Source organism: Phytobacter cepae (genome assembly GCF_054165735.1).
In genome coordinates this window covers 215,903-242,277 of record NZ_CM135107.1, presented here as the reverse complement: position 1 = coordinate 242,277, position 26,375 = coordinate 215,903, and the positions used below count along the sequence as shown (strand labels likewise).

Sequence of the window (26,375 nt, the reverse complement as noted above, 5' to 3'; positions counted from 1 at the left end):
ACTTACTCGTGGTCCGGGTCGAGACGACGGCGGCTAATAATCCGCAGCAGACGCCACAGCACCCAGGCCAGCAACACGACGCTCACTGCCGCCAGAATCGCCAGCAGCACCGGGTGGTTCGCCAGGGCATACCAGATACGTTCGAACCACGGCAGATGACCCACGTAATAAATATCGCCGACTCGCAGGCCGTTCACGCCCGACTCACGAATCACCGACACCGATCCATAAATCGCCGCCCGTTTACCACTGTCGTTCATCGCACTGTTGAGCAGTTCATAGCCACGCGGACTGTCCGCCAGCAGGGCGACCACGCTGCGCTGTTCATTGAACGGCGACTGGAAGCCGACAATCGCCGCCATTGGACCACTGGACGACACCGAGGTTTGGACATCCGGTTGACGATCCGCTTCATCCGGCAGCGCGCCCGGGAACGCGGTCTGGCGGGAAGGCGTTTTCACCCAGCTTTGCGCAGCATTGACCAGCAGATCGATACGCTTGTCATCTTTCAGTTTGTCGGGGATCGCGCCAATGATCAGGATATCGGCGTCTTTACCCTGAATCTGGGTATTGTCGTCGGTCAGCGTCAGATTGATCGCCGGGAAACCCGTTTGCGCACCGACCGTTCCCAGCGAATCCAGCAGTGTGGTCAACTGAGCAGGGTTCGGATTCGGTGGCGTCACGACGATAGTCTCAGACAGGTCCGCCATCCGGGTGAACGGGAAGCCCGCATTGGCAAACGCACGCAGGTCCGGCATCGCCAGGAAGTGGTAATACTTCGAGAAATCGATGGTGGAATCATCACCAATGACCACGCGGTTTTGCACCGGCTGGAAGGTGACGCAGTTCTCTATCGTTCCGCCCGGCATGGGGTTCATATACTGGAAGTCAAAGCGCAGCTGATTCACCGCACCCAGCTTGAGCGCCGGAATAGAGACATCGGTTTTGCCGTCCAGCAGCCCCTGGAGTACCGGCAGGCGCAGCAGCAGTCGGTTGGTATCCTGGTTACTGGTCAGACTGAAATATTGCAGGAACTGGTTGTTCAGACTGATATCCATGCGCGAATTGTCTTTCGTCGGCGGCGCGGTGTAACGGTAGTTAAGCTGCATATCAATGCCGTTACTGCGCAGCAGATAAAGGTCCGGCGGCAGGTTCAGGGCGAGGTTGATCGACGCGGGCTGCAACCCGGAAGACTGCAACTGCTCTTCATAGGTTTTCAGTTCGCCGAAGGTCACCGCGCGGTCAGTACGCACCCAGTTTGGCGCATCGTACGGTTTACGCGCCAGCAGCGGTTTGACCTCATCAACGGTCACACTGCTTCCCCGGAACAGCACATTCCCTTGGGCAATCCCTTTCGCAGCCTGCAGCAGATCTTTGTCGTCGCGACCAAAGACCACCAGCAGTTTCACGTACGGGTTGTTGGGGTGGCTCATCATGGTAATGGTCGGGGCATTCACCTTCGGCGCATCACGCAGGAAATCGGGACGCTTGTCGTTGGTGGCAAACACGATGGCATTGTGATCCGGTAACCCTTCGTATTGCACCGGGAAACTCTGTCCGCGCCAGCCGGTGCGGGAACCAAACCAGGACGCGATGATAGACGCTGCCTGCTGCTGCACCAGACCTGGCGCCCCGGCAAACACCATCGGCAGAGTCAGTGGACGCGTATCACGCGGATCGAAGAACGGAATGGGGAAGTGAGAGAGATCGTTCTGCACCGCCAGCGTCTGGTAAGAGAGCTCCAGTGAACTGCTCCGTCCGATGTCCATCCACAAGGTGGTGCTGGCCGGGTTTTCGCAGACGTCGCGGTAATGGCCCACAAACTCCAGCCGCACACGGTTAAAGTCGGTGATATAGAGCGGGTCGATCGGCACCTGCGCACGGGTTTTATTGCCCAGTTGCTCTTTGGTGACCGGCAGCACGCCCATCAACTCGTCGTTCAGATAGACCTTGAGCTGAGACTGCACGGGCAGCAGCGAAGGAGACGGCGTATATTCCAGATTCAACAGGGCCTTAGACACCACTTCATCGCTACGCGTCCCAAACTCAATGCCGTTATTCGGGTTAATGCCACGCAGCACCATGCTGCCGGGCGGCGGCGCGATCTCGGCGAAAGTCAGTTTGACGTTACGTGACGGCGCATTGTCGGCCACAATCGGCGCATTGGCACGCGCCACGCCTGGCATCACCTGGCCCACGGCCTGATTACCGGGGGCGGGTGCTGGCGTGGTCTGCCCTTGCGTCGGGGTGGTAGGCGTGAGCACTTCCGTTTGTCCTGGCGCAGGTGTCGCAACAGGTTCGGTGGCAGGCGCAACGGCAGGCACGGTCGGGGCTGCCTGCGCTGCCGGGTTGCCGGGCGCCGCGTGGGTCATCATGGAGGGGACGGTGCTCATCCCCAAAGCCACTGCACAAATCCAGGAGAGTTTTGTTTTCATCGCGTTTTCATCATTGTTGAGCCCAATCACGTCACCGGTTGCTGTTCCGCCACGCCACGCTCCGGGCGGCGCGGAACGAACGACACAATCCAGGAAACCAGTACGGTCAGAGACCGGAAAATCATTTTCACCGACGGAGGGGCAAATTCCGCGAGATGGCGATAGCCACGGAAGCCCAGTTTCAAGATATCCATGAGGCTTTCCAGAGGCTTATCCTCCGGGAAGCTGTCCTGCCACAACGCCCATGTATCCGCACGGGCAAAGGTACACTGCACAAAATCAATATGCTGTTGGGTGGACAGCGGCAGCAACTGCAGCCCCACTTCATTGCCAGACACGCGCACCACCATGGTGGGAAAAACATACTCCTGCTGCCCGCGCTTGAGCAGCAGACTCACTTTCTGCCCTTCCAGCACCTGTGACTGCCCGTTGATCTTGATACCCATCCCGCCGTCGGAGAAGTCATGCACCGTACAGGAGAAGAGATGACCATCTTCACGGGCGATGGCGGCGGGCATCGACATCTCAACACGGTGCGCACGGCGAACTTGTTTGCTCTCCACCGACACGGCCACCGCGCCGCCAAGGATAATCAGGTTGTAAAAGACCCATGCCATACTCACGAAGACGGTGAGCACCTCATTGGCCGGGCCATAGAAGTAACGCCAGACACCCACCAGAATGCCAACCAGATTGATCAGTACCAGGTAGATGTAAGGGCGAGAGATGACCCAGTCGACGTATTCCTCTTCAACCAACCCCCCCTTCGCGGTGACGTTGAACTTGCCTTTATGCGGGTTAAACAGCGCAACCATCGTCGGAGGCGCAATGTACCAGGCCAACACCGTTTCGTAGATTTCACTCCAGAACGAGTGTCGGTACTTACCCTGAATTTTGGAGTTGGTCAGGCTGGCGTGGACCATGTGCGGCAAAACAAAAAGCGCGATCATGATGGCAGGGGCATAAATGATGTAGGCATGCAGCAGCAAAAACGCCAGCGGCGCGGTCAAAAACACCAGGCGCGGAATACCAGACATAAAGTGCAGCATGGCGTTGACGTAGCAGAGACGCTGCGCCAGCTTCAGCCCTTTGCCAAACAGGGGGTTATCGAGACGGAAAATCTGCACCATGCCACGCGCCCAGCGGATACGCTGACCAATGTGCGCGGAGAGACTTTCGGTCGCCAGCCCTGCCGCCTGGGGAATACGCATGTAGGCCGACGTGTGGCCACGGCGGTGTAAGCGCAGCGAGGTGTGCGCATCCTCGGTGACCGTTTCCACCGCAATGCCACCGATTTCATCCAACGGGCCACGACGAATCACCGCGCAGGACCCGCAGAAGAAGGTGGCATCCCACATATCGTTGCCGTCCTGCACCAGCCCGTAGAAGAGTGTGCCTTCGTTGGGGGTTTTGCGAAAACGGCCGAGGTTACGCTCAAAGGGGTCCGGCGAGAAGAAGTGGTGCGGCGTCTGCATCATCGCCAGATCTTTCTCTTTGATAAACCAGCCCATGGTCATTTGCAGGAAGGAACGTGTCGGTACATGGTCGCAATCGAATATGGAGACAAAGTCGCCTTTGGCGTATTTGAGCGCGTTGTTGATGTTCCCGGCTTTTGCATGTTCATGGGTGGTACGGGCGATGTACTCTACCCCCACCGTCTGGGCAAACTGACGAAACTCCTCACGACCGCCATCATCCAGAATCCAGATTTTGAGCTTATCTTTCGGCCAGTCGATACCGAGTGCGGCATAAATCGTGTTTTTCACGACGTTGAGATCTTCGTTATAGGTCGGCACGAAGATATCGACTGACGGCCATACGGACAGGTCTTTTGGCATCGGCACCGGCTGGCGGTTAAGGGGCCAGACAACCTGGAAGTAGCCCAGCACCAGCACTATCCAGGCATAGGTCTCGGCAAACAGCAGGACCAGGCCGCACACCAGGCTGACCGGATCGTCCCAGTTCAGCGTGGAGGTATAACGCCACCAGATGTAGCGGCACGAGACGGTCAGCGACAGTACGATCAGCATCAACGCCGAGAAACGGCCAGGAATGCGTCGCACCAGCAGCGCCACCCCCCACAGCAGGATCAGGAAGATAAACTGAGAGATCGGGTTAAACGGCTGCGTAATACACAACAGCGCCAGAATCAGCGAGAAGGTGACGATGATACCCAGAATCAGCCGCCGTACCCCCTGGCTCAAATGCCCTAACTCTTTCTGACTCTCCAGATGACTTGTCTTGCCGGTGACGCGCGTCGGCAGGCTGTCGAGCCAGTTGTGGTAACGCTTGCGCCAGCTTCGCGTGCGGGAAAAACGTCTGGGGCGCATGGCATGCGGCGCGTGTCGGGGCAGGGTCACCAACAGCCAGCAGGTTTGCAGCAGATAACGTGCCGGATCCAGGGGGCGCGGGCGATCGGGATTGATATGCGGAAACAGCGTTGCATGCTGGGCCCGCAATTTTTGCCACAGCGGGTTTTCTAATGGTATTAACAACCACGCCATCGCGGCCCAGAAACAGCCACATGCCGCACTGAATCCCGACGCCTTATGACGGCGATAATGGTGATAACGCGCGCTTAAGCGGGCGTAAACCGGGGGGATGAGTAACCAGGCGGCAGGATGGTTCATGGCTGCCCCTGAAGAGATTGACCTTCCGGGGTGCGGGGGGTGGCGCAATGCAGTAAGCACCAATTGGCCAGCGTCAGAATCTCTTCTGCCGCCAGCGCGTCACCACGGTATTCGCCCAAAGGCTGCTTCGAACCCAGACATTCCACCATCGCCTCATCGCGATGAATCACCATCGGGAGCAAATGTCGCTGACTTTGCAGCCAGACCTGGTACAAATCATCCTGCATCTGGCTGCCAATACGCAGATCGTTGACCAGAATACGTGCACCCACGGGCAGGGGCTGTTGATGCAGGCGGACATGGCAGTTGGTATCCGGTTTGACCACCACGAGGGTATGATCGCAATGGTCTAAAAACTGGCGGGTTAAGGGGGAGACGCCGTGCGGTAAATCAACCAACACCCAGTTATAGCGCTGTTGGGATTGAAGCGTCTGCAAAACCGGGATGAGCTGGCCGAGCGCGTCGTGTAATACGTGGGTATTTTCCCATTCTGCCGCCGTCAGGCGACCAAAAGGCAGAATATCGAGGCTTGAGGTGTACCGCATTCCCCCCTCACGCCAGTCCCGGTTATCCAGCATGGCGCGCGCCCACCCCTCCTCGCGATCAAAGTCAACGTTGAACGACAGGCGCAGGAGGTTATCGGGGCAGGCATCAATAACGAGTACTGACTCTCCCAGAACGTGTAATGCCCAGCCGAGTGCGGCGGTAATGGATGTTGTGCCTACCCCGCCGCGCACCCCTTGTAACCCCAAAACAGCCATCCACGGCGTCCTTATTGAAAACGTGCTAATTCGGCAAGCAACGGCCAGCGTTTAATAGCCGCTGCCAACTGTTCTCGCTGGGAAATATCGGCATAATCTATTTCAGGTAATGAAAATGCCTTACTAAGCGCCAGAAAGTCATTTTGAAATGTATAACCCAAGGTCGAATCGCCCTGAGTTTTAGGTTCATCGTTAAGCATTTCAGGCCCGTTCCCTTTGAGGAGAAATCATAAGTACATTCTTAGTAATGGTATTTTGCCAGGGAAAAACATTTACATGCTAAAACTGATGTTCTTTAATTTCAATGTTAGGTTTATTTCTTCGCTTTCGCTAGTAAACTGATATAGACATAAATTGATAAGCAGAGGGACACCGTGAACCCCATATTTTCTATTGGCATCCGCTCATTGTGGGACGAATTGCGTCACATGCCAGCAGGCGGTGTCTGGTGGATTAATGCCGATCGCGAAGAAGATGCCATAAGCTTACTGAACCAGACACTTGCGACGCAGTCCAGTGACAGCAAAGTCGCAGTGGCTGCGATGGGCTATGATCTTCGCAAGCTCATCAAATTAGATAACGATCACGGCCCCGAAAAAATTCGAATATTTTCCATGCCTGAAAAAGAGAATAGTCTATACTTTTTCTCCCGCGATTTATTGTGCTCATTTGAGCCGGAAAATTATTTCCTTATCCTTCTCTGTGCAAATAACGCCTGGCAGAATATATCAGCAGAGAAAATGCACCACTGGATTAAAAAAATTCATGATTGGACGAAATATCATAATTGTACCCTCCTGGTATTAAATCCTGCGGCTAACAGTGACAAACAATCGTCGATATTGATGAGTGAGTATCGTTCGCTGTTAGGGCTGGCAAGTTTGCGCGTGCAAAGTGATACCCATCTGTATGATGTGGCCTGGTGGTGTAATGAAAAAGGCGTAAGTGCGCATCAGCAGCTTATTCTGGAGCATCACGACGGCGTCTGGCAATTAGCCCAGCAGGAAGAGACGACGGTGCAGCCGCGCAGCGATGAGAAGCGGGTATTAAGCAACGTGACGGTGCTTGAAGGTGCCCCCGCGCTTTCGGAGCACTGGGCGCTGTTTGAAACCAACGAAAGCATGTTTAATGACGCGCGTATGGCCCAGGCCGCGACCATTATTTTTGCCCTGAGACAAAACAACCAGATTGAAACCATTGCCCGCCAGGTGCATACCTTGCGGCGTCAGCGCGGCAGTGGGTTAAAAATTATCGTCCGTGAAACCCAGGCCAGTCTGCGCGCCACCGATGAGCGCCTGTTACTGGGCTGTGGGGCTAACATGGTGATTCCCTGGAATGCCCCCCTCTCCCGCTGCCTGACGCTCATCGAGAGTGTGCAGGGCCAGAAGTTCACTCGCCACGTTCCGGAAGATATCACCACGCTGCTGTCGATGACCCAGCCGCTTAAGCTTCGCGGCTACCTGCCGTGGGAAACGTTCAATGAAGCGGTGGCCAACATGGTCAATAACCCGCTGCTGCCGCCAGACGGTAAAGGCATCCTGGTCGCATTACGCCCGGTCCCGGGAATCCGCGTTGAGCAGGCGCTCACCCTGTGCAGACCCAATCGTGTCGGCGATATCGTCACCATTGGGGATAACCGGTTAATCATGTTTTTGTCCTTCTGTCGGGTCAACGACCTTGATACCGCGCTTAACCACATCTTCCCGTTGCCGACAGCCGACATTTTCTCTAACCGTACCATCTGGTTTGAAGATACGCAGATTACCGGCGAACTGGTACTGATGCGCGAAATCGAGCCGGAAAAGTGGGGCAAGCCGCTGACTATCGTGAGTAAAGAGTCTAAAAAAGTGATTAACGCCGAGCATGACGGTCACGTCTGGCGTCACATTCCTGAACCGCTGCGATTATTAAGTGAAGACACGGAGCGTTCATCATGATGTCCATTGCCGACATTATTCAGCTCGTGGTGCTGTGCGCGCTGATCTTCTTTCCGCTGGGGTATCTCGCACGCCACTGGCTGTACCGTATTCGCGTCATTTTGCGAATCATGTTTATTAAACCCCGGTATGTGAAATCGGCTGGCGTCATACGCCGCCCATCGCTTGTCAAGGCAGACCGAAAAGATGACTAATCAAACCGTTACCGCAACGCCACCCTCCCCGCTCTGGCAATACTGGCGGGGGCTTTCCGGCTGGAACTTCTATTTCCTCGTGAAGTTCGGTTTATTGTGGGCGGGCTACCTTAATTTCCATCCTCTTCTGAACCTGGTCTTCATGGCATTTCTGTTGATGCCAATACCGAATAAAGGTCTGCATCGCTTACGACACTGGGTGGCCCTGCCCATCGGTTTTGGCCTGTTCTGGCATGATACCTGGCTGCCCGGCCCGGAGAGCATCATGAGCCAGGGGAGTCAGGTCGCCGGATTCAGCGCCGACTACCTGCTCGATCTGGTAACACGTTTTATTAACTGGGAGATGATTGGCGCGCTCTTTGTGCTGCTTATCGCCTGGCTGTTCCTTTCCCAGTGGCTCCGCGTGACGGTCTTTGTGGTGGCGATTATGGTCTGGCTGAACGTCATGACCCTTGCCGGCCCGGCATTTACCCTGTGGCCGGGTGCGCAACAGTCCACGACCGTCTCGACGACGGGCGGTACGGCAGCCGCCACGGTCACGACTGCAGGCGCTAACGCCACGCCGGTGGTGGGCGATATTCCCGCGCAAACCGCACCGCCAACGTCAGAGAACCTGAATGCCTGGCTGTCCAGCTTCTATGCGGCGGAAGAGAAGCGCCAGACCCCCTTCCCGTCACAGTTAGCGGCGGATGCCCAGCCGTTTGATCTGCTGGTCATTAACATTTGCTCGCTCTCCTGGGCCGATATTGAAGCCTCTGGCCTTTCCGCCCATCCGCTATGGAAGCATTTTGATATTGTCTTTAAGCAGTTCAACTCCGCCACCGCCTACAGCGGCCCGGCGGCCATTCGTCTGCTGCGCGCCAGCTGCGGTCAGACCTCGCATAAGAACCTTTATCAGACCGCGGGCGCGCAGTGTTATCTCTTCGATAATCTGGCGAAACTGGGCTTCACTCAGCAACTGATGATGGACCACAACGGCGTGTTCGGCGACTTCCTCAAAGAAGTACGTGAGAACGGGGGAATGCAAGCTCCGTTGATGAATCAGGCTGGCCTGCCGCCGGTTCTGCTCTCTTTCGACGGCTCGCCGGTTTACGACGATACGGCGGTGTTGAATCGTTGGATGGAGAGCGAGGCGACCCAACAGGGTCACCGCACCGCGACCTTCTACAACCTGTTACCGCTGCACGACGGCAACCACTACCCGGGTATCCGCCAGACAGCGGACTATAAAATCCGTGCGCAGAAGATGTTTGATGAGCTGGATGCGTTCTTCACGCAGCTTGAGAAATCCGGTCGTAAGGTAATGGTGGTGATGGTGCCGGAACACGGTGCAGCATTGCAGGGGGATAAAATGCAGGTATCGGGTCTGCGTGATATTCCGAGTCCGTCCATTACCCATGTGCCGACGGCGATTAAGTTCTTTGGCATGAAAGCGCCGCATCAGGGCGCCCCCATTGAGGTTAATCAGCCGAGCAGTTTCCTGGCGATATCCGAGCTGGTGGTGCGTGTGCTGGACGGCAAGATTTTCACCGAGGACAGCGTGAACTGGGACCAATTGACCAGCGGCCTGCCGCAGTCAGCACCGGTGTCGGAGAACGCAAATGCGGTGGTGATTCAGTACCAGAACAAGCCATACGTCCGCCTGAACGGCGGCGATTGGGTGCCGTATCCGCAGTAGCGCGCGTGGCTTCCCTCAGGGCTGAGGGATTCCCACAAAAAATGCGAGCACGGGCAGTCCCCTCGCCCCACCGGGGAGAGGGTTAGGGTGAGGGGGAACATGTGGCTCTGGTGGTCGTTCCGTTCACCTTATGTTCCTTGCTTTTCTGTAGCGCCAGAACCCGTGAACGTGCCAGGGCGGTTCACCGCCACCGCCCTGGCGACCCGGGCTCCCGGCCAGGAAAATCGCCGCTAGCGCGGTCCACTCAGCGTATTCCTTCAGGCTTATCGGGTCGGGCGCGATGCAGCGTCCCTGCAACGCGCGCCCTGAACCCGCATCCCTGCGGGTTCCCCCGGCCTTACGGATACGCTTCGTCGATTTTCAGCCGGACCCAGTCATCGCGGTGACTGTTTTATTCTCATTACGCAATGTTATCGCTGTAAAACGTAATAATACCGGGGATGCCTCAGGGAGAGGGAGAGGGGAAAAGACGGCTCACATGCCCGCCTCCCCGGCCCATAAAAAAACCGGCGCCTCTGCACCGGTTTTTATTTTTGCTCACTCACGCGTGGGGCTTTTCGCCGTTCTCATCCTGATCGACCGCGAAGCAGGCAACCAGTTGACCGTTGTAGTCCTTCAGCTGCGGCTGCAGCTGAGTGCATGGGCCGAAGCGACGACGGCAGCGGGCGTTGAACGCGCAACCCGGCGGTGGGTTTAGCGGGCTTGGCAGTTCACCGGTCAGTTTAATGCGCTCGCGCCGTTCGTCCGGGTTCAGACGCGGGGTCGCAGAGAGCAGCGCCTGGGTGTACGGATGGCGCGGGTTGGTGAAGATCTGGTCCTTGGTGCCTTTCTCAACGCAGCGGCCGAGATACATCACCATCACTTCATCCGCAATATGTTCCACCACCGACAGGTCGTGCGAGATGAAAACATACGACAGCCCCAAATCCTGCTGTAAATCCATCATCAGGTTCAGCACCTGCGCACGCACGGAGACATCCAGCGCGGAAACCGGTTCATCAGCAATCACCACGTCCGGGTCAAGCATCAACCCACGAGCAATGGCAATACGCTGGCGCTGACCGCCGGAGAACATATGTGGGTAACGGTCGTAATGTTCGGTTTTCAGGCCGACTTTTGCCATCATCTCCAGCGCTTTCTCACGACGCTCGGCTTTACTCAGGGTCGAGTTAATTTGCAGCGGCTCTTCCAGAATCTGTCCCACTTTTTTACGCGGGTTCAGTGAACCGTACGGGTTCTGGAACACAATCTGGATTTTCTGCCGACGCAGTTTCTGCGCCTGAGGATCGTGCTTGAGCAGATCCTGCCCCTGATAGTAAAGCTCGCCGCCGGTCGGCGTTTCGATCATTGTCAGCAGGCGGCCAAGGGTGGATTTACCACACCCGGACTCCCCTACCACCGCCAGCGTTTTACCGCGTTCGAGGGTAAAAGAGACGCCGTCCAGCGCTTTTACCAGGCGTTCCGGGGCAAAGAGCCCCTTCTTCACCGGGTAATGTTTTTTTAAATCAATGGCCTGCAACAGGTGCTGTTGCGTGGTGGCCTCATGCGTACTCATAGGGTCGGCCTCCCGGCATCATCGAGTGGGTAGTGGCATTTAGACTGGCGTCCGTCCGCGAGCGTGTTCAAATCGGGCTCATCAACACGGCATTTGTCGGTGGCATAGGGGCAGCGCGGGTTCAGCAGACAGCCATTCGGGCGGTCATACTTACCGGGCACCACACCCGGCAGCGACGCCAGACGGGCTTTGTCCTGCGCAAACTCCGGCAGCGCACGCAACAGCGCCTGGGTATACGGATGACGCGGTGCACGGAAGATATCCGTCGCCGCCCCCGTTTCCACGACCTGGCCTGCGTACATCACAATGATTTTGTGCGCCGCTTCGGCCACCAGCGCCAGGTCGTGCGTAATCAGGATCAGCGCCATGTTCTCTTTCTGCTGCAGTTCGAGCAGCAGTTCGATGATCTGAGCCTGGATGGTCACGTCGAGCGCGGTAGTCGGTTCATCGGCAATCAGCAGTTTTGGCTGACAGGCAATCGCCATGGCAATCATCACACGCTGGCTCATCCCACCGGAGAGTTGGTGTGGGTAAACGTCCAGACGCGATGCCGGGTCAGGAATCCCGACCTGGTTGAGCAGGTCAATCGCACGCTGACGACGGGTTTTCTTGTTACCGCCCTGATGCACCTTAATCGCTTCCATGATCTGGAAGCCCACGGTGTAGCACGGGTTGAGGCTGGTCATCGGGTCCTGGAAAATCATCGCCACTTCGGAGCCCACCAGACTACGGCGCTCTTTTTCCGAAATGCGTTTCAGATCCTGACCATTAAACTCCAGCTTCTCCGCCATCACGCGGCCTGGGAAGTCAATCAGGCCCATGATCGCCAGTGAGCTGACCGATTTACCGGAACCAGACTCCCCAACAATGCCGACCACTTCGCCCTGATTTACGCTGTAACTCACACGGTCTACGGCGCGGAACGCGGCCCCTTCGTCTCCGAAGTGCACCGATAATTTATCTACATTTAATAACGCCATCTCGAACCCCTTACTGCTTCAGTTTAGGATCGAGCGCATCACGCAGGCCGTCACCCATCAGGTTAAATGCCAGCACCGTCAGCAGGATCGCCAGACCCGGGAAGGTCACGACCCACCAGGCACTCTGCGCGAACTGCAACACGTCGGAGAGCATGGTGCCCCACTCCGGTGTTGGCGGCTGCGCACCCATGCCAAGGAAGCCGAGGGCGGCCATGTCGAGAATGGCGTTCGAGAAGCCGAGCGACGCCTGAACAATCAGTGGCGCAAGGCAGTTAGGGAAGATATTGACGAACATCTGACGCATCGCACCGGCACCCGCCACGCGAGAAGCCGTCACGTAATCACGGTTAACTTCCACCAGCACGGCGGCGCGCGTCAGTCGCACATAGTGCGGCAGCGCCACGAAGGTCAGCGCCAGCGACGCGTTGACTATCGACGGCCCGAATATAGCGACCAGTACCAGCGCCAGCAGCAGGCTCGGCAGGGCCAGCATAATGTCGACGATACGCATGATGACGGTATCCACGATACCGCCAAAGTAACCGGCAACCAGACCCAGAACGACCCCCATCACCAGCGAGAGGACCACCACCAGGCAGCCCACCAGCAGCGACAGACGCGCACCGAACATCAGGCGCGACAGCGTGTCGCGGCCCACGTCATCGGTGCCTAACAGATGCGTCCATGTGCCGCCGTCCTGCCAGACCGGCGGGGCCAGCAGCGCATCACGGAACTGCTCCGCCGGGTTATGCGGCGCGATTACGTTCGCAAAAATGGCAATCAGCAGCATGATGACAACATACGCCAGGCCGACAACCGCGCCTTTATTGCGTTTGAAGTAATGCCAGAATTCCTGCAGCGGGGTCATAGGCACCGGCGCAGCGATAACTTTAGTTTCAGTGGTTTGTGACATGATGGCCCCTTACTTCTTATGCCGAATACGCGGGTTCACCACGCCGTAAAGCAGGTCGACCAACAGGTTGACGACAATAATCATCGTCGCGACCAGCAATACCCCGCCCTGCACAACCGGATAGTCACGGCGTTGCAATGCGTCAATCAGCCAGCGCCCCAGGCCCGGCCACGAGAAGATGGTTTCCGTCAGAATAGCCCCGGCCAGCAAGGTGCCTACCTGTAAACCGATAACGGTGACCACCGGCAGCATTGCATTACGCAGTGCATGGACGATGATGACGCGCATACGGGTCAGGCCCTTAGCACGCGCGGTACGGATGTAATCTTCACCCAGCACTTCCAGCATCGAGGAGCGGGTCATACGAACGATTACCGCCAGCGGGATGGTGCCCAGCACAACGGCAGGCAGGATCATGTGCGCCAGCGCATCAATGAAGTTGCCCTCTTCACCCCAGATAGCCGTGTCAATCAGCATAAAGCCCGTCAGCGGATTGCTGTCGTCGAGGAACACCATATCGCTGACGCGCCCGGAGACCGGGGTCAGGTTAAGCTGCACCGAAACCAGCATAATCAGCATCATGCCCCACCAGAAGATAGGCATGGAGTAGCCGGTCAGCGCGATACTGACGGCGGTATGGTCAAAAATGGAGCCACGTTTTACCGCAGCCAGCACGCCTACCGGGATCCCCACGGCAACGGCGAAAATCATGGCGCAGATACCCAGTTCCATGGTCGCTTTAAAGCGCGGCACGAACTCGTCCCACACCGGAAGACGGCTCTTGAGAGAGATGCCTAAATCACCGTGCAAGACACCCCAAACATAATTGACGTATTGCTCCCATAGCGGCTTGTTAAGACCAAGCTCCGCCAACAGCTGAGCATGACGCTCAGGGGAGAGACCACGCTCGCCCGCCATGATCATCACCGGATCGCCGGGGATCATATGAACAAAGGCAAAGGTGAGAAGGGTGATACCGATAAACGTAGGGATAACTAACCCTAAACGTCGGAGGATGAACTGCAACATAACCCGGATTCTCTGTAGTGACGCACCGCCTGGAGGCGAGACGTCTTTATTGCTCACAAATGTAAATTCCCTCTCCTTTTAGAAGAGAGTGAGGGTGAGAGGGTGCATGCACCGCCCCCACCCCTGCCCTCTCCGGGAGGGAGAGGGAGAACATCCTGCTTATTATTCTACTGACACGTTTTCGAAGTGGTGTTTGCCCAGCGGATCAACCACATAGCCTTTGACTTCTTTACGTACTGGCTCGTAAACGGTGGAGTGCGCGACGATCAGTGCCGGAGCCTGATCATGCATCACAACCTGAGCCTGTTTGTAGAGTTCAATACGCTTGTTATGGTCGTCGGTAGCACGTGCCGGCTGAATCAGGTCTTCAAACGGCTTGTAGCACCAGCGAGAGTAGTTGGAACCGTCTTTCGCAGCCGCACAGCTGAACAGGGTAGCGAAGAAGTTGTCCGGATCCCCATTGTCCCCGGTCCAGCCCATCATCACTGCCTGGTGTTCGCCAGCTTTAGCGCGTTTCAGGTACTCGCCCCACTCGTAGGTCACGATTTTGGCTTGCACGCCCACTTTCGCCCAGTCAGCCTGAATCATCTCAGCCATACGGCGAGCGTTCGGGTTGTACGGACGTTGTACCGGCATTGCCCACAGCTCAACGGTGAAGCCCTGCTCGTGGCCCGATTCTTTCAACAACTGTTTCGCTTTCTCAACGTCGTAGGTGTAATCCTTAACGTCGTCGTTGTAGCCCCACATGGTCGGTGGAATCAGGTTTTTCGCCGCAGTGCCAGCGCCCTGGTAAACCGCTTTGATGATCGCTTCTTTGTTCACCGCGTAAGTCAGCGCCTGACGGACTTTCACGTCATCAAACGGTTTCTTCTCGGTGTTGAAGGACATGTAACCGACGTTCAGGCCAGCCTGCTCCATCAGGTTAATGTTTTTGTCCTGCTTCATACGCGCGATGTCAGCCGGGTTAGGGAACGGCATAACCTGGCACTCGTTTTTCTGCAGTTTGGCATAACGTACGGATGCGTCAGGCGTGATGGAGAAGACCAGACGATCGATCTGCGGCTTGGTGCCCCAGTAGCCTTCGAAGGCTTTGTACAGAATGCGGGAGTCTTTCTGATACTGCTGCAACTGGAATGGCCCGGTACCAATTGGGTCCAGATCCACTTTATCCGGCGTGCCGGCTTTCAGCATGTTATCCGCGTACTCTTTGGAGAGAATTGACGCGAAGTCCATGGCGAGATCGGCCAGGAACGGAGATTCCGGACGAGTCAGCACGAACTGAACGGTATTGTCGTCAACTTTTTTCACTTCGCTGATGAGCTCAGGTAAGCCCATGCCTTCGAAGTATTCATAGCTGCCGCCAGAGATTTTGTGGTACGGGTTCTGATCGTTTTTCTGACGATCGAAGGAGAACACCACGTCGTCCGCGTTAAATTCACGCGTCGGTTTGAATGCTTTATTATCCTGCCACTTCACGCCTTTACGCAGGTGGAAGGTATAGGTTTTACCGTCTTCGCTGATTTCCCACTTCTCAGCCAGGCCCGGAATCACTTCAGTGGTGCCGATTTTGAATTCAACCAGACGGTTATAGATAGGCACAGAGCTTGCGTCGTAAGTCGTACCAGAGGTGAAAAGCTGTGGGTTAAAGCCCTCAGGGGAACCTTCTGAACAATAAACCAGGGTTTTTGCCTGCACGCTTGCTGCCACAGTCATCGCCACCAGGCTAAGACCGAGCTTCAGCATCCCTGACTTCTTCAAGGAAATACTCATTATTCTGCTCCAATGTGATATGTGTTGTTACCCTTGCGCTGGGTTATCCGACAGGCCTTTATTTGTTTTTTACCTGGACTTATCGGCAGTTATGAGAGATGGGAAATCCTTTCACGGGGTGAACTGAGTTGCAGTGCAGATTCTCCATGAAATGCCCCTCATGCCCTACAATCTGTCAATAGAATGTCAAAACGTCAATACAGGTAACGGGGATTTACATCGTTGATGAGAATCAACAAACAAAGTTAAAAAAAACTTCAGGGTGCTATTTTCAGCAGGTAAATTTGTGCTATGCGCCACATGGCAGAATAATGCGCTTAAGAATTTGCTGTATATGGTGTTTATCGTTTGTACAGATTATGCAAAATTTCTTAAGAAACGATGAATATGTGAGCGATAAATACCGCGAACGTTAAAACGCACAGCGGAAAATGCTGCCTCTATCCATAAGCAACGCGAAAAAAGATTTAACTATATATAAAAAAATACAATGGAATATGTCACAAAACGGTGAGCTGGCAGGGTGAAATAAGGTTACGGATGGGTTAAAAAAGGGGACTTTTTTTGCCCGACGATGTGAGAAACGTAACATTCGCCGGGCAAAACCCAGGGCAGCTAAACGGAATTAAGCAATCCCGGTGGTGACCGTAAACGAGCGGGTCTGCCGTGGTGCTAACTCAATTAACGAACCATTACGCCGGGCGGCCAGAAAACCTTCCGGGCGACAGGTTGCCGGTAGCGCAAAGGCCGCCACCTGCTGATCGCCGTTGTACAGAATCCAGCGGGTAACATAATTCAGCTCGGCACTTGAGAAGCGGGTGACGAAGGCAGTGCCATCCGGTGCTTCCATGCGAAATTCTGGCGTAGCGGTATACCCCTCCAGCTTATCGGCAAAGAAGACGATTTCCGGATCGTACAAACCGGGTTCACTGAGCGTCCTCAGCGAGGCCTCACCCTGTAAAATCCGCTGATTGAATGCCAGCCACTGCTCGGTCGGTTTTACGTGTGCAGGCACCGACTCGCGCAGTGTCAATGCCTCATCCGGGATGTTCTGGCTGAAGGTGGCGTCCGGCACGTACGCATAGTTCATATGGCACATGTACTGCAACGGCATCGCCACCGACGCCAGGTTGGTCACCGCCATCTGAATATCAAACAACGCGCTCGCCTTACGCACGACCACCGCCGGTTGCGCCTGATAGTGATGGCCAAAGCCCATCACATATTCGTAGCGCCCGGTAATGCGCAGCGCGCACTCCTCCAGTTCCAGCCAGGCGTCGTCCATTGCCGCACAGGCCATTTCACCGTGCAGCGGGTGGGTATCCTCCGGCGAAGGGCAGCCGTTCGCCAGCAGGCCCGAATGAAAGGCAAAGCAGCCGTAGGTCGCCACCACTTCCGTCGCGGGTTTTGGCTGGCTGAACATGTTGCGCATCGTCAGGTCATGACCATCAAACTCGGCATCCCAAATCATCTGCCCCATCCAGGGCAGAATAACGAGGTGACCACGACTGTTCTGCACTTTCAGCCCCTCCACCCCGCTGGCATAGCGAAAGGCGGTGACCGTGAAATCACTGTTTTCCAGCAGGATGCGCGGCTGTTCAGTAAACAGTGAACGCCATAAGGGAAGACGCGTTGTCATGATGTTTCTCCTTAAGAAGCAGTGGCTGCGGTCACATCATCACGCACTTTGCTTTCGCGCCAGAAATAGAAACCGACGTAGACAAAGCACAGCATGGAGACCAGGAACGAGAGCTGCAGCGAGTGGAACATGTCTGCCATATAGCCCTGGATTGCCGGAACGACCGCCGCACCGACAATCGCCATCACAATTACCGCGCCCGCCATTTCGGTATGTTCGTTATCCACGGTATTCAGCGTGCCCGCATAGATGGTGGCCCAGCAGGGTCCAAACAGCACGCTCACCAGCACCGCGACATAGACCGCGCTAAAGCTCGGGGCCAGCGACACATACGCCAGGAACAGCGCACCGATGACGGAGTATAAGATCAACACTTTCTCCGGATTAAAGCGCGTCATCAAAATATTGGCGATAAATTTGCCGATGAAGAAACAGACAAAGCTGTAGACCATGAAGTTGGAGGCATCGCGTTCGTTGATGTCACCCAGTTCCAGGGCCAGACGAATGGTGAACGACCAGACGGCAACCTGCATGCCAACGTACAGGAACTGCGCCACGATGCCGCGACGAAAACGCCCGTTGCTTGCCAGGTAACGCAGCGTATCCATTGCCGTCGGGCGTTTATGGTTCACCGTCTGCGCCACTTTGCAGGTCGGGAAGCGGGTCAGCAGGAACAGGACCATCACCACCACCAGTACCATGATCATGTACTTATAGGGTTCCAGCGTATTTTCCAGCATCAGCACTTTGAAGTTGTGGATCTGCTCAGCGTTCATCCCGGCCATCTGTTTTTCCAGACTTTCCCCTTCGGAGAAGACCAGGTATTTGCCCAACAGAATGCCCGCGACCGCGCCAATCGGGTAAAACGTCTGACTGATGTTTAAACGCAGGGTGGCATGCGCCTTCGGACCGATCATTGAGCTGTAAGTATTGGCAGCCGTCTCCAGGAAGCTCAGGCCAATCGCGATGGCAAATATGGCGGCAAGGAACATGGTGTAAGTCGCCATATGCGATGCCGGGAAAAAGAGCGTACAGCCGACGATATACAGCGTCAGACCGGTGAGTATCGCCACTTTATAACTGGTTTTTTTAATCACCAGCGAGGCCGGAATCGCAATTAAGAAATAGCCGCCATAGAATGCACTCTGCACTAATGCAGAGGCAAAGTTGCTGAGTGAAAATACACTTTTAAACTGCGTAATCAGAATATCATTTAAAGCTGCTGCGCATCCCCACAGCGGGAATAAACAGGATAACAAAATAAACTGGAACAGAGGGGTCTTATTCAGATATCCATCGGGCATCTGAATGATGTTTTTATTGTTCATAGTGCTACCTTTTACTTTGCAGGGTGATTGTTATTCGTTTAAGGACAGATATTCACTAAATTGTTCAATGCTCGGATAAGATGATTGGGTGCCCTTTCCCGTGACGCTAAAGGCGGCAAAAAGGACGGCTTTTTTCATGGCGGCTTCAACGTTGCCGCTCTGGACGTAATAGTGGGCGAAGCAGCCGATGAAGGCATCGCCGGCACCACTGGTATCAATGGCGTTAACTTTGAAGGCAGGCACATGCACCTCCTGGTCTCGGGTCATCCATAACGCGCCTTTTTCGCCCATAGTGACGATAATATTATTCAGCCCCTTGTCGAGAAGGCTACGCGCGGCGGCACGAATATTATCGTAACTGTCGACAGGCATGCCGGTAAGTATTTCCAGCTCGGTTTCGTTTGGCACAAAGAAATCACATTTACAGGCATATGACATATCTAATTCACGTAATGCCGGTGCCGGATTTAATAACACTTCAATACCGTGTTTTTTACCAAACTCAATCGCGTGATATACCGTCTCCAATTGCACTTCCAGTTGCAGAACGATCAACTGACATTTTTTTAAATCTTCCGCCGCGCGATCGATATCTTCCGGCGAAAGGAATTTGTTCGCGCCTTTAATAATCAGAATACTGTTGCTGGAGTTAGCATTAACAAAGATCGGTGCCACACCGCTGCTGGTGCAGGGGACTTTTTCAACATAGGTCGTATTGATGCCCCAGGATTCGAGGTTACGGATGGTGTTATCGGCAAAGATATCGTCACCCACCTTGGTCAGCATCAGCACTTTGGAGTTGAGTTTGGCGGCGGCTACCGCCTGGTTAGCCCCTTTGCCGCCACAACCGATTTTGAAAGCCGGCGCCTCAAGCGTTTCTCCTTCTTTCGGCATCTGGTTGGTATAGGTGATGAGATCCACCATGTTTGAGCCGATCACTGCGATATCCATTTTTACTACCTCTCAGAAACAATCACGTAACAATGATATTTAAATAACATTATCATGTTACTTTAGTATCATTTGTGATTGTGATCGCGATTAGAGGATCATTTTAATGTTTATTTAATCACCACATATTGTGTTTCTTGTCACACCCCTTGTCGGAAAATAAAACACATCCGTTTGAAATCAATGAATTTAATCACAATAAAAAGGGGTGTGACCGTGCTTTTAATTATGGTGCCTGGGCAGTATAGTATTGCAACAACGTGATGTTCCTGAAGCCACACAAATGTTACTAATGGAACATACGCAAGCTAAATGGCGGGGAAGTGAATGGAAACTAAGCAAAAAGAGCGCATCCGGCGCTTAATGGCGCTGCTTAAAAAGACTGACAGAATCCACCTCAAAGAGGCTGCCCGCATGCTGGAAGTCTCGGTGATGACGATTCGCCGCGACCTGAGCCAGGACGATGAACCTCTGCCGCTCACGCTGCTCGGTGGCTACATCGTGATGGTCAATAAACCCGCCTCCTCTTCCCCTTCCCCTGTACCGGTTAAACATCCCCATCATCGGGATGATTTGCCTGTCGCGATTCTGGCAGCCGGGCTGGTCAGTGAAAACGATCTGGTCTTTTTTGATAACGGGCCGGAAATGCCGCTGGTAGTGAGCATGATCCCGGATGACATTACCTTTACCGGCATTTGTTACTCGCATCGGGTGTTTGTGGCACTCAATGAAAAACCCAATGCCACGGCAGTGTTATGCGGCGGCACCTATCGGGCTAAAAGTGATGCGTTTTACGATTCCAATAACCCTTCCGCACTGGATTCCCTTAACCCCAGGAAAGTGTTTATTTCCGCCAGTGGGGTGCATGAGCATTTTGGGGTTAGTTGGTTTAATCCAGATGATTTAGCGACAAAACGGAAAGCGATGGAGCGCGGGCTGCGCAAGATTTTGCTTGCCCGCCATGCTTTGTTCGATGAGGTCGCGCCCGCGAGCATTGGGTCGCTGTCGGCGTTCGATGTGTTGATCAGTGATAAGCCGCTGCCGGTGGATTATGCGGCGCACTGCCGGAATGGTTCGGTGAAGGTGATTACGCCGGATTCAGAGGGGGAGTGAGGGGGCATTTTATTTCGGTGGCATTGTTCAGCCGGACCTACCACACCTGACCTTCTCTGCAAAATTTCGATTGCCGGATGGCGGCTTTCGCCTTATCCGGCCTACAGAAAAGTCATGCACATGGGCAAAACAGGGCGCGCTTTTCCCCCCTCGCCCCTCTGGGGCTGAGGAATCCCCACAAAATAATGCGAGCACGGACAGTCCCCTCTCCTCTTTGGGGAGAGGGTGAGGGTGAGGGGAAACATGCGGCTCTGAGGGGCATTCCGTTCACCTTATGTTTCTTGCTTTTCTGTCGCTCCAAAACCCGTGAACGTGCCAGGGCGGTTCACCGCCACCGCCCTGGCGACCCGGGCTCCCGGCCAGGAAAATCGCCGCTGGCGCGGTCCACTCAGCGCATTCCTTCAGGCTTATCGGGGACGGTCGAAGGTAACGTCCCTGTAAAGTCGCCCTCGCCGCGCATCCCTGCGCGTCGCCCCGGCCCTGCGGATACGCTTCGTCGATTTTCAGCCGGACCCACCACACCTCACCTTCTCTGCAAAATTTCGATTGCCGGATGGCGGCTTTCGCCTTATCCGGCCTACAGAAAAGCCATGCACATGGGCAAAACAGGGCGCGCTTTTCCCCCCTCGCCCCTCGGGGGAGAGGGTCGGGGTGAGGGGTACGGAACGATCCGCCGAACCGTCATATTGGCCCCATAACGCAAAAAGCCTGCTCAAGAGCAGGCTTTTCAAAATTGGTCGGTGATAGAGGATTACTCGCCACTGCGTGGCTCACCCTTCGGGCCGTTGCTCACGCAACGTTCTCTCGCTTCGCTCGAGTCGAACCTCTACCCCCGGAGGTTCTCATCCTCACTGGCCCCATAACGCAAAAAGCCTGCTCAAGAGCAGGCTTTTCAAAATTGGTCGGTGATAGAGGATGACTCGCCACTGCGTGGCTCACCCTACGGGCCGTTGCTCACGCAACGTTCTCTCGCTTCGCTCGGGTCGAACCTCTACCCCCGGAGGTTCTCATCCTCACTGGCCCCATAACGCAAAAAGCCTGCTCAAGAGCAGGCTTTTCAAAATTGGTCGGTGATAGAGGATTCGAACCTCCGACCCCTTCGTCCCGAACGAAGTGCGCTACCAGGCTGCGCCAATCACCGAATGCGGGGCGCATCTTACTGCCACGCCCCGCGATCGTCAATCCCTTAATGTTAAAAAACTAACTGACTGGTGAGAAAGCCATCAGGCCTTATTTTGCTGCTCCGGCAGGCAAATGGCACCAGTTGTTATTTTCATTTATCCCGCCGTCTGGCGAGGTGTAACCGAGGCAACCCATGATGGTGTCGTACAGCTCAACATGGCGACGTGGCACCTTCATGTCCGCTTCCTGTTTCAGGTGGGCAAACATTTTGGCTTTATCCGGATCGGCCAGGTATTTATCCGACATCCAGACCATCATCGGCACACGGAACTGCTCTGGCGGCGCCATTTTACGCGGCGTACCGTGCAGATGTTCCTTTTCATTAATGGATTCACCATGGTCAGCAGCATAGAAAACAATCGCTTTCTTATCGCGGACTTTATCAATCACGCTGTCGATAAAGTGATCCACGTAGGTCACTGAGTTATCGAACGAGTTGATAAGCTCCTCTTTGCTGCACTTGTCGTCGACGCTGACACACTCGGGTTTCCACTGGGCGAAACTACGCGGATAACGCTGGGTGTAATTAAAGTGCGACCCCTTGGTGTGCATAATAATCAGGTGCTTACCACCGATGTTATTATCCAGCGATCGCTGCATTTCGTTAATCAACAGCATGTCATCAACGTTTTTGCCACGGTTACGCGGCTCAGCGCCAATCTGCTCGCGATAGGCAATGTTGTCGGCCATGGTGTTGCTGTAGAACCACATCTCGCTTTGCATCGCATACAGGTCGGAAGAGAACCCGAGCTGCTTGAGCACCGCAAACACGTTCTGCTCCTTCAGCGTACGCTGCGGATTGTCATCAGCCCCGCCCTCGCGCACAAACATGCAGCGCAGCGACAGCTTAGTGGCGGTATCACAGGAGTAGCCACGGAAGGCCACCAGATTTTTCTCCTGCGACAGCTTAGGCGTCGTGTTACGTGAGTAGCCGAGCATCCCCATATGGTCCCAACGCGTCGTCTCACCGATCACAAACACCACAAAGGTATCATCGAGGCCTTTTGGCGCCACGTAGGTATATTTTTTGGCAGGGTTAATCAACGATTTATAATCAGAAGACTCATCCACCTGCGCCCAGGCATACAGCCCAAGAGCGGAAAGCCAGTTAGAGGGCAGATAGGAGTTTGCCACCACGCCGCCGTAGCTTGGCATATCCACGCCCGACGTTCGCTCCTCATGCTTTTGTTGCAGATCCAGCAGACGAATCGGTCCCCAGACCATCAACGCCGCCACCACAACCAGCGACAAGCTTTTCACCCGCTGACCCGGTGTGCGAAGCTGACGCAGCAGCGTATAGCGAGATTTGTTGTTCCAGATAGAGAGCAGCGGCAGGATGCTGACGATAGCCACCCAGACGATAAGCTGCCAGCCCACCACCTCTTTGGAGAGATCGATATCCGTCGTCATCACCGACGCGATAATCCCATAACCAATGACCACATTAAGAAACGTCATGTAGTAACTGGCTGCCGCCGAAAAGACCACCACCAGCGACGCGAGCACGCGCCAGGCGCGGCGTCCACACAATGAAAGCATACGTAATAAAAAGAAGGTCACTAAAACAGTGCCAACCAATTCCACAACCGCAGAGAGTCCTTTCCAGACGGTGAACGCTTGCGCATAACCATCAAACCGACGGAAAAAAACTGCGCTATTCATAAATAAGCCGATATACAACGCCAGCAGAAAGCTAAGCCTCTGCTGAGTCATTGATTTTATATAACTCATGCAAGCAACCCTGGAAAAAGGGGGGGATAACACTGCCGTGCTTACGCCATTCCGAACGTTCGCAGACAGATACAACGCGGGAAGTTAATTGAGGAACTTCTTATGCGCGGGTAAGTAGACCACAAGGTCGCTTAAAAGTGTCTACCGGGAATGCGATCCGGTCATTTATTTACAAAAATATATGACATACAGCAGATTATTTCTTAGATGAATCATTATCAGCATCTCATCACGCGTTTCTGCCGTGCTTTTTTCACGGCGCCTGCCGTTTTTACTCCCGAATGCCGGGGCGAGAGAAACGGTAAATAGCAGGCACAAAAAAGCCGCCAGTATAAAGGCGGCTTTTGTCACGGTTTTAGTTATCAGGCATGCGCATGGCTGTAAGTACGACGCTGCGGCTGACGAATAGTGGTCGACAACGCCAGCGAGAGAATCAGCAGAGCAAAAATGACGCAGAAGGTGACGTAGAAGCCGCCAAACAGGGAGGCAATAATGGACCCGCAAATGCTGCCGATACCAAAGCCTAAGTAAATCACGCCATAGTTTTTCGCCAGGTTATTCAGACCAAAGAATTCGCTGACCAGTGACGGGAAGACGGTGATTGTTCCGCCGAAATTAAAGGCCACGCAGGCAATCGCGGCAAAGAAGGTAGTCGCATTCAGCGGCGCGAACAGGAGCGCGGCCATTCCCACCAGTGAAATCACCTGACCGATGGTAATGACACGGATACGGGACATTTTGTCAGACAAGATACCCAACACCAGGCGGCCGGTCAGATTGGCGATAGAAATTACGGTGACGGCGTTCGCGGCGGTCGCCACGTCCAGATGCACCATACCCTGTGCGATATCTTTTGCGACGCCAATGACGTACAGGCCACTCATGCAGGCGGTGAGGAACATCACGGCCAGCATCCAGTACTGCGGTTTACGCATGGATTGCGCGAGGGTGAAATCGTTCTCGACCACACCGTTGACCGACCCCACCTTCTGCTGCGGTGCATCTGTCATCAGCGTTGCCCCGAAGACAATCATCACCAGCACCATCACGCCCCAGATCATAAAGGTTTTTTCCAGCCCGACGGTGGCGAGCAGATGGCTGTCGATAAACTTAAAGCCCAGGCTACCAAGGCCATATGAACCAATGGAGAACGCCGAAATAAGTCCTTTACGTTCCGGGAACCATTTCACGCAGTTGGACAACGTCAGTAAATAACCCGCGCCGTCGGCCAACCCTACCAGCACACCCGCGCTCAGCCACAGCATCATCAGGCTACCGGAGTGAGCGGTCAGGAAGAAGCCAATACCCAGCAGCACACCGGATGCCATGGTCACGCGTTTGACACCGAAACGCTCCTGCAATTTCCCGGCAACGGACGATGAAATTGCCAGCCCAAGGCTTAACAAACCAAAGGAAAACGCAACCTGGCTGACCGGCTCATCGAGCTTATCCGCCAGTGCGCTGTTGAACAGACTCCAGGTATAGACAGATCCCAATGCAAACTGCGTAATAATGGTGCCGATAAGCGTGAGCCAGCGAGTGCGGTGAGAAAAGGATGTATTCATGGCAGTTGTCCTGCAGAAGAAATTAAAGGAATTCACTGCCAACAAAGATAACGAAGCGCATTTCATGCCAGGGCAAAAAAGGCATGAAATGCAGTGGGGAAGGAATGAAATGCCGCTGAGCGGGAATGAATGACCGCGCGAAATAGCATCCTGACGAATTAATTAAGTAAGTTAGTGCACACTATCGCGCCAGAGTGCGTACTTATTGTTTATATTTTGTAAACCAGATGTACTGAATATGCTTAAAAACGCGCACTCACGCCCATGCTATAAAGATAGTTTTGCCCGACCACCCAGTTTTCAGACTGCGACAGAGAGGCATAGGCGGCGAGATGCTGATTAAGCAACATATCGGCACCCAGGGTCACATCCATCCAGTTGCCATATTGATTAGCGGCAGAGAGACGATTCAGGCCCGACTGAATTTTCCAGACATTTTCGCCAAACTGCTGGTTATAGCTGATTTGTGCCCAGGGTCGAACATCACCAAGCTGGGTATCGACGCGCCATCCCAAAGAGCTAACGCTGGCGTGCCAGAGCGGATCGCTATAGTGATTACTTACAACGCTGTCGCCAAATTCATTGTAAGTTGACGGGGTGGAACCATCGTAATGCCATGTCGCGACAGGCCCGGTAACCACGCCCTTCATCAGCGGAATATTCCAGCCGACGCTCATCGTGCTGACGGCATCCAAAGGGGTGTCATCCGGCAAATTAAAGGTCACGCCAGGGGTATTTTGCGAGGAACGTATTCGCTCTTCGAGGATATCGTTATAACTGGGCTGGTGATCGCTGTCCCATGTATAGCGTTCCACCATATTATTGTGCAGGTCCGGCGCGATATATTCTTGCTGCCAGGCGAATGCCACATGACTAAAAAGCAGACAAGCGGACACCACCGCCAGCACACGGCCACTGTAAAATATTTTCATCAATGCGACTCCAGAAGAGAGCCGAATTCGGCATGGTTGTTATCGTTTTTTT

Annotated in this window: 20 protein-coding genes, 1 tRNA gene and 2 other RNA genes; 5 read left to right on the top strand and 18 right to left on the bottom strand. The window is 54.6% G+C overall.

Annotated elements, in window-relative coordinates:
• Nucleotides 1-2 precede the first annotated feature (2 nt).
• The 4 genes from bcsB to bcsR are packed head-to-tail and all read right to left on the bottom strand — an operon-like array spanning nucleotide 3 to nucleotide 6,026.
• Nucleotides 3-2,435: a cellulose biosynthesis cyclic di-GMP-binding regulatory protein BcsB gene (gene bcsB / locus ACUY4Q_RS01115; RefSeq protein WP_458045318.1), complete on the bottom strand. Its 2,433-nt coding sequence runs from the start codon at nucleotides 2,433-2,435 to the stop codon at nucleotides 3-5.
• A gap of 26 nt (nucleotides 2,436-2,461) precedes the next feature.
• A complete protein-coding gene (bcsA, locus tag ACUY4Q_RS01110) occupies nucleotides 2,462-5,065 on the bottom strand; it encodes a UDP-forming cellulose synthase catalytic subunit (RefSeq protein WP_458045317.1) in 2,604 nt (867 codons plus the stop codon).
• Nucleotides 5,062-5,826 (bottom strand): cellulose biosynthesis protein BcsQ, encoded by a 765-nt coding sequence (gene bcsQ / locus ACUY4Q_RS01105; protein WP_458045316.1) that lies wholly within the window; start codon nucleotides 5,824-5,826, stop codon nucleotides 5,062-5,064. The genes bcsA and bcsQ overlap by 4 nt, the downstream gene beginning before the upstream one ends.
• Before the next feature lie 11 nt (nucleotides 5,827-5,837).
• Nucleotides 5,838-6,026 (bottom strand): cellulose biosynthesis protein BcsR, encoded by a 189-nt coding sequence (gene bcsR, locus ACUY4Q_RS01100; protein WP_458045315.1) that lies wholly within the window; start codon nucleotides 6,024-6,026, stop codon nucleotides 5,838-5,840.
• A 174-nt stretch (nucleotides 6,027-6,200) separates the two neighbouring features.
• On the opposite strand from bcsR, the gene bcsE reads away from it, so the two are divergent.
• The 3 genes from bcsE to bcsG are packed head-to-tail and all read left to right on the top strand — an operon-like array spanning nucleotide 6,201 to nucleotide 9,635.
• Nucleotides 6,201-7,763 carry a cellulose biosynthesis c-di-GMP-binding protein BcsE gene (gene bcsE / locus ACUY4Q_RS01095; RefSeq protein ID WP_458045314.1) on the top strand — a complete coding sequence of 521 codons (1,563 nt, stop codon included), beginning with the start codon at nucleotides 6,201-6,203 and terminating at the stop codon, nucleotides 7,761-7,763.
• Entirely contained in the window at nucleotides 7,760-7,957 is a 198-nt protein-coding gene (gene bcsF, locus ACUY4Q_RS01090; RefSeq protein ID WP_458045313.1) for a cellulose biosynthesis protein BcsF, read from the top strand. Before bcsE ends, bcsF begins: the two co-directional genes overlap by 4 nt.
• Entirely contained in the window at nucleotides 7,950-9,635 is a 1,686-nt protein-coding gene (gene bcsG / locus ACUY4Q_RS01085; RefSeq protein ID WP_458045312.1) for a cellulose biosynthesis protein BcsG, read from the top strand. Before bcsF ends, bcsG begins: the two co-directional genes overlap by 8 nt.
• A gap of 541 nt (nucleotides 9,636-10,176) precedes the next feature.
• Here bcsG and dppF read toward each other — a convergent pair.
• From dppF to rbsK, 8 genes are all read right to left on the bottom strand, one after another.
• Nucleotides 10,177-11,190, bottom strand: coding sequence for a dipeptide ABC transporter ATP-binding subunit DppF (gene dppF, locus ACUY4Q_RS01080; RefSeq protein WP_458045311.1), 1,014 nt, complete (start codon nucleotides 11,188-11,190; stop codon nucleotides 10,177-10,179).
• Nucleotides 11,187-12,170: a dipeptide ABC transporter ATP-binding protein gene (dppD, locus tag ACUY4Q_RS01075; protein ID WP_458045310.1), complete on the bottom strand. Its 984-nt coding sequence runs from the start codon at nucleotides 12,168-12,170 to the stop codon at nucleotides 11,187-11,189. The genes dppF and dppD overlap by 4 nt, the downstream gene beginning before the upstream one ends.
• Before the next feature lie 10 nt (nucleotides 12,171-12,180).
• Complete coding sequence (gene dppC, locus ACUY4Q_RS01070; protein WP_458045309.1) at nucleotides 12,181-13,083, bottom strand: dipeptide ABC transporter permease DppC; 903 nt, start codon at nucleotides 13,081-13,083, stop codon at nucleotides 12,181-12,183.
• 9 nt (nucleotides 13,084-13,092) lie between these two features.
• Nucleotides 13,093-14,112 (bottom strand): dipeptide ABC transporter permease DppB, encoded by a 1,020-nt coding sequence (gene dppB / locus ACUY4Q_RS01065; protein WP_437434476.1) that lies wholly within the window; start codon nucleotides 14,110-14,112, stop codon nucleotides 13,093-13,095.
• A gap of 162 nt (nucleotides 14,113-14,274) precedes the next feature.
• Complete coding sequence (gene dppA, locus ACUY4Q_RS01060; RefSeq protein ID WP_458045308.1) at nucleotides 14,275-15,882, bottom strand: dipeptide ABC transporter periplasmic-binding protein DppA; 1,608 nt, start codon at nucleotides 15,880-15,882, stop codon at nucleotides 14,275-14,277.
• Nucleotides 15,883-16,507: 625 nt separating this feature from the next.
• Nucleotides 16,508-17,521, bottom strand: a complete 1,014-nt coding sequence (locus tag ACUY4Q_RS01055; protein WP_458045307.1) for an aldose 1-epimerase family protein — start codon at nucleotides 17,519-17,521, stop codon at nucleotides 16,508-16,510.
• Between the two features lie 11 nt (nucleotides 17,522-17,532).
• Nucleotides 17,533-18,849, bottom strand: coding sequence for an L-fucose:H+ symporter permease (fucP, locus tag ACUY4Q_RS01050; RefSeq protein WP_458045306.1), 1,317 nt, complete (start codon nucleotides 18,847-18,849; stop codon nucleotides 17,533-17,535).
• Nucleotides 18,850-18,879: 30 nt separating this feature from the next.
• Nucleotides 18,880-19,800, bottom strand: coding sequence for a ribokinase (rbsK, locus tag ACUY4Q_RS01045; RefSeq protein WP_458045305.1), 921 nt, complete (start codon nucleotides 19,798-19,800; stop codon nucleotides 18,880-18,882).
• Nucleotides 19,801-20,127: 327 nt separating this feature from the next.
• Here rbsK and ACUY4Q_RS01040 point away from each other — a divergent pair, with 327 nt between their 5' ends.
• On the top strand, nucleotides 20,128-20,913 hold the full coding sequence (locus tag ACUY4Q_RS01040; RefSeq protein ID WP_458045304.1) for a DeoR family transcriptional regulator: 786 nt from the start codon (nucleotides 20,128-20,130) through the stop codon (nucleotides 20,911-20,913).
• A gap of 734 nt (nucleotides 20,914-21,647) precedes the next feature.
• Here ACUY4Q_RS01040 and ACUY4Q_RS01035 read toward each other — a convergent pair.
• The 5 genes from ACUY4Q_RS01035 to ACUY4Q_RS01015 all read right to left on the bottom strand — a co-directional run bounded on the left by ACUY4Q_RS01035 (nucleotide 21,648) and on the right by ACUY4Q_RS01015 (nucleotide 25,391).
• Nucleotides 21,648-21,780: non-coding RNA, RtT sRNA (locus tag ACUY4Q_RS01035), on the bottom strand.
• Nucleotides 21,781-21,812: 32 nt separating this feature from the next.
• Nucleotides 21,813-21,945, bottom strand: a non-coding RNA gene (locus ACUY4Q_RS01030) — RtT sRNA.
• A gap of 32 nt (nucleotides 21,946-21,977) precedes the next feature.
• A tRNA-Pro gene (locus ACUY4Q_RS01025) sits at nucleotides 21,978-22,054 on the bottom strand.
• 89 nt (nucleotides 22,055-22,143) lie between these two features.
• A complete protein-coding gene (gene eptB, locus ACUY4Q_RS01020) occupies nucleotides 22,144-23,826 on the bottom strand; it encodes a kdo(2)-lipid A phosphoethanolamine 7''-transferase (protein ID WP_458045303.1) in 1,683 nt (560 codons plus the stop codon).
• 362 nt (nucleotides 23,827-24,188) lie between these two features.
• The gene (locus tag ACUY4Q_RS01015) at nucleotides 24,189-25,391 is read right to left on the bottom strand and encodes an L-lactate MFS transporter (RefSeq protein ID WP_458045302.1); all 1,203 of its coding nucleotides are present in this window, start codon (nucleotides 25,389-25,391) and stop codon (nucleotides 24,189-24,191) included.
• Here ACUY4Q_RS01015 and ACUY4Q_RS01010 point away from each other — a divergent pair.
• Nucleotides 25,390-25,524, top strand: a complete 135-nt coding sequence (locus ACUY4Q_RS01010) for a hypothetical protein (RefSeq protein WP_458045301.1) — start codon at nucleotides 25,390-25,392, stop codon at nucleotides 25,522-25,524. The two genes, ACUY4Q_RS01015 and ACUY4Q_RS01010, sit on opposite strands and share 2 nt — an antisense overlap.
• A gap of 109 nt (nucleotides 25,525-25,633) precedes the next feature.
• On the opposite strand, the gene ACUY4Q_RS01005 is transcribed toward ACUY4Q_RS01010, so the two are convergent.
• Complete coding sequence (locus tag ACUY4Q_RS01005; protein ID WP_458045300.1) at nucleotides 25,634-26,323, bottom strand: autotransporter domain-containing protein; 690 nt, start codon at nucleotides 26,321-26,323, stop codon at nucleotides 25,634-25,636.
• Between the last annotated feature and the right edge of the window lie 52 nt (nucleotides 26,324-26,375).

What these genes read in the sequence shown, in the direction of transcription:
- ACUY4Q_RS01040 (WP_458045304.1), top strand. Translation starts at nt 20,128, where the DNA reads ATGGAAACTAAGCAAAAAGAGCGCATCCGGCGCTTAATGGCGCTGCTT.
- dppA (WP_458045308.1), bottom strand. Translation starts at nt 15,882, where the DNA reads ATGAGTATTTCCTTGAAGAAGTCAGGGATGCTGAAGCTCGGTCTTAGC.
- ACUY4Q_RS01005 (WP_458045300.1), bottom strand. Translation starts at nt 26,323, where the DNA reads ATGAAAATATTTTACAGTGGCCGTGTGCTGGCGGTGGTGTCCGCTTGT.
- dppC (WP_458045309.1), bottom strand. Translation starts at nt 13,083, where the DNA reads ATGTCACAAACCACTGAAACTAAAGTTATCGCTGCGCCGGTGCCTATG.
- dppF (WP_458045311.1), bottom strand. Translation starts at nt 11,190, where the DNA reads ATGAGTACGCATGAGGCCACCACGCAACAGCACCTGTTGCAGGCCATT.
- ACUY4Q_RS01010 (WP_458045301.1), top strand. Translation starts at nt 25,390, where the DNA reads ATGGCAGTTGTCCTGCAGAAGAAATTAAAGGAATTCACTGCCAACAAA.
- bcsB (WP_458045318.1), bottom strand. Translation starts at nt 2,435, where the DNA reads ATGAAAACAAAACTCTCCTGGATTTGTGCAGTGGCTTTGGGGATGAGC.
- fucP (WP_458045306.1), bottom strand. Translation starts at nt 18,849, where the DNA reads ATGAACAATAAAAACATCATTCAGATGCCCGATGGATATCTGAATAAG.
- ACUY4Q_RS01015 (WP_458045302.1), bottom strand. Translation starts at nt 25,391, where the DNA reads ATGAATACATCCTTTTCTCACCGCACTCGCTGGCTCACGCTTATCGGC.
- bcsR (WP_458045315.1), bottom strand. Translation starts at nt 6,026, where the DNA reads ATGCTTAACGATGAACCTAAAACTCAGGGCGATTCGACCTTGGGTTAT.
- rbsK (WP_458045305.1), bottom strand. Translation starts at nt 19,800, where the DNA reads ATGGATATCGCAGTGATCGGCTCAAACATGGTGGATCTCATCACCTAT.
- bcsF (WP_458045313.1), top strand. Translation starts at nt 7,760, where the DNA reads ATGATGTCCATTGCCGACATTATTCAGCTCGTGGTGCTGTGCGCGCTG.
- eptB (WP_458045303.1), bottom strand. Translation starts at nt 23,826, where the DNA reads ATGAGTTATATAAAATCAATGACTCAGCAGAGGCTTAGCTTTCTGCTG.
- ACUY4Q_RS01055 (WP_458045307.1), bottom strand. Translation starts at nt 17,521, where the DNA reads ATGACAACGCGTCTTCCCTTATGGCGTTCACTGTTTACTGAACAGCCG.
- dppD (WP_458045310.1), bottom strand. Translation starts at nt 12,170, where the DNA reads ATGGCGTTATTAAATGTAGATAAATTATCGGTGCACTTCGGAGACGAA.
- dppB (WP_437434476.1), bottom strand. Translation starts at nt 14,112, where the DNA reads ATGTTGCAGTTCATCCTCCGACGTTTAGGGTTAGTTATCCCTACGTTT.
- bcsG (WP_458045312.1), top strand. Translation starts at nt 7,950, where the DNA reads ATGACTAATCAAACCGTTACCGCAACGCCACCCTCCCCGCTCTGGCAA.
- bcsQ (WP_458045316.1), bottom strand. Translation starts at nt 5,826, where the DNA reads ATGGCTGTTTTGGGGTTACAAGGGGTGCGCGGCGGGGTAGGCACAACA.
- bcsA (WP_458045317.1), bottom strand. Translation starts at nt 5,065, where the DNA reads ATGAACCATCCTGCCGCCTGGTTACTCATCCCCCCGGTTTACGCCCGC.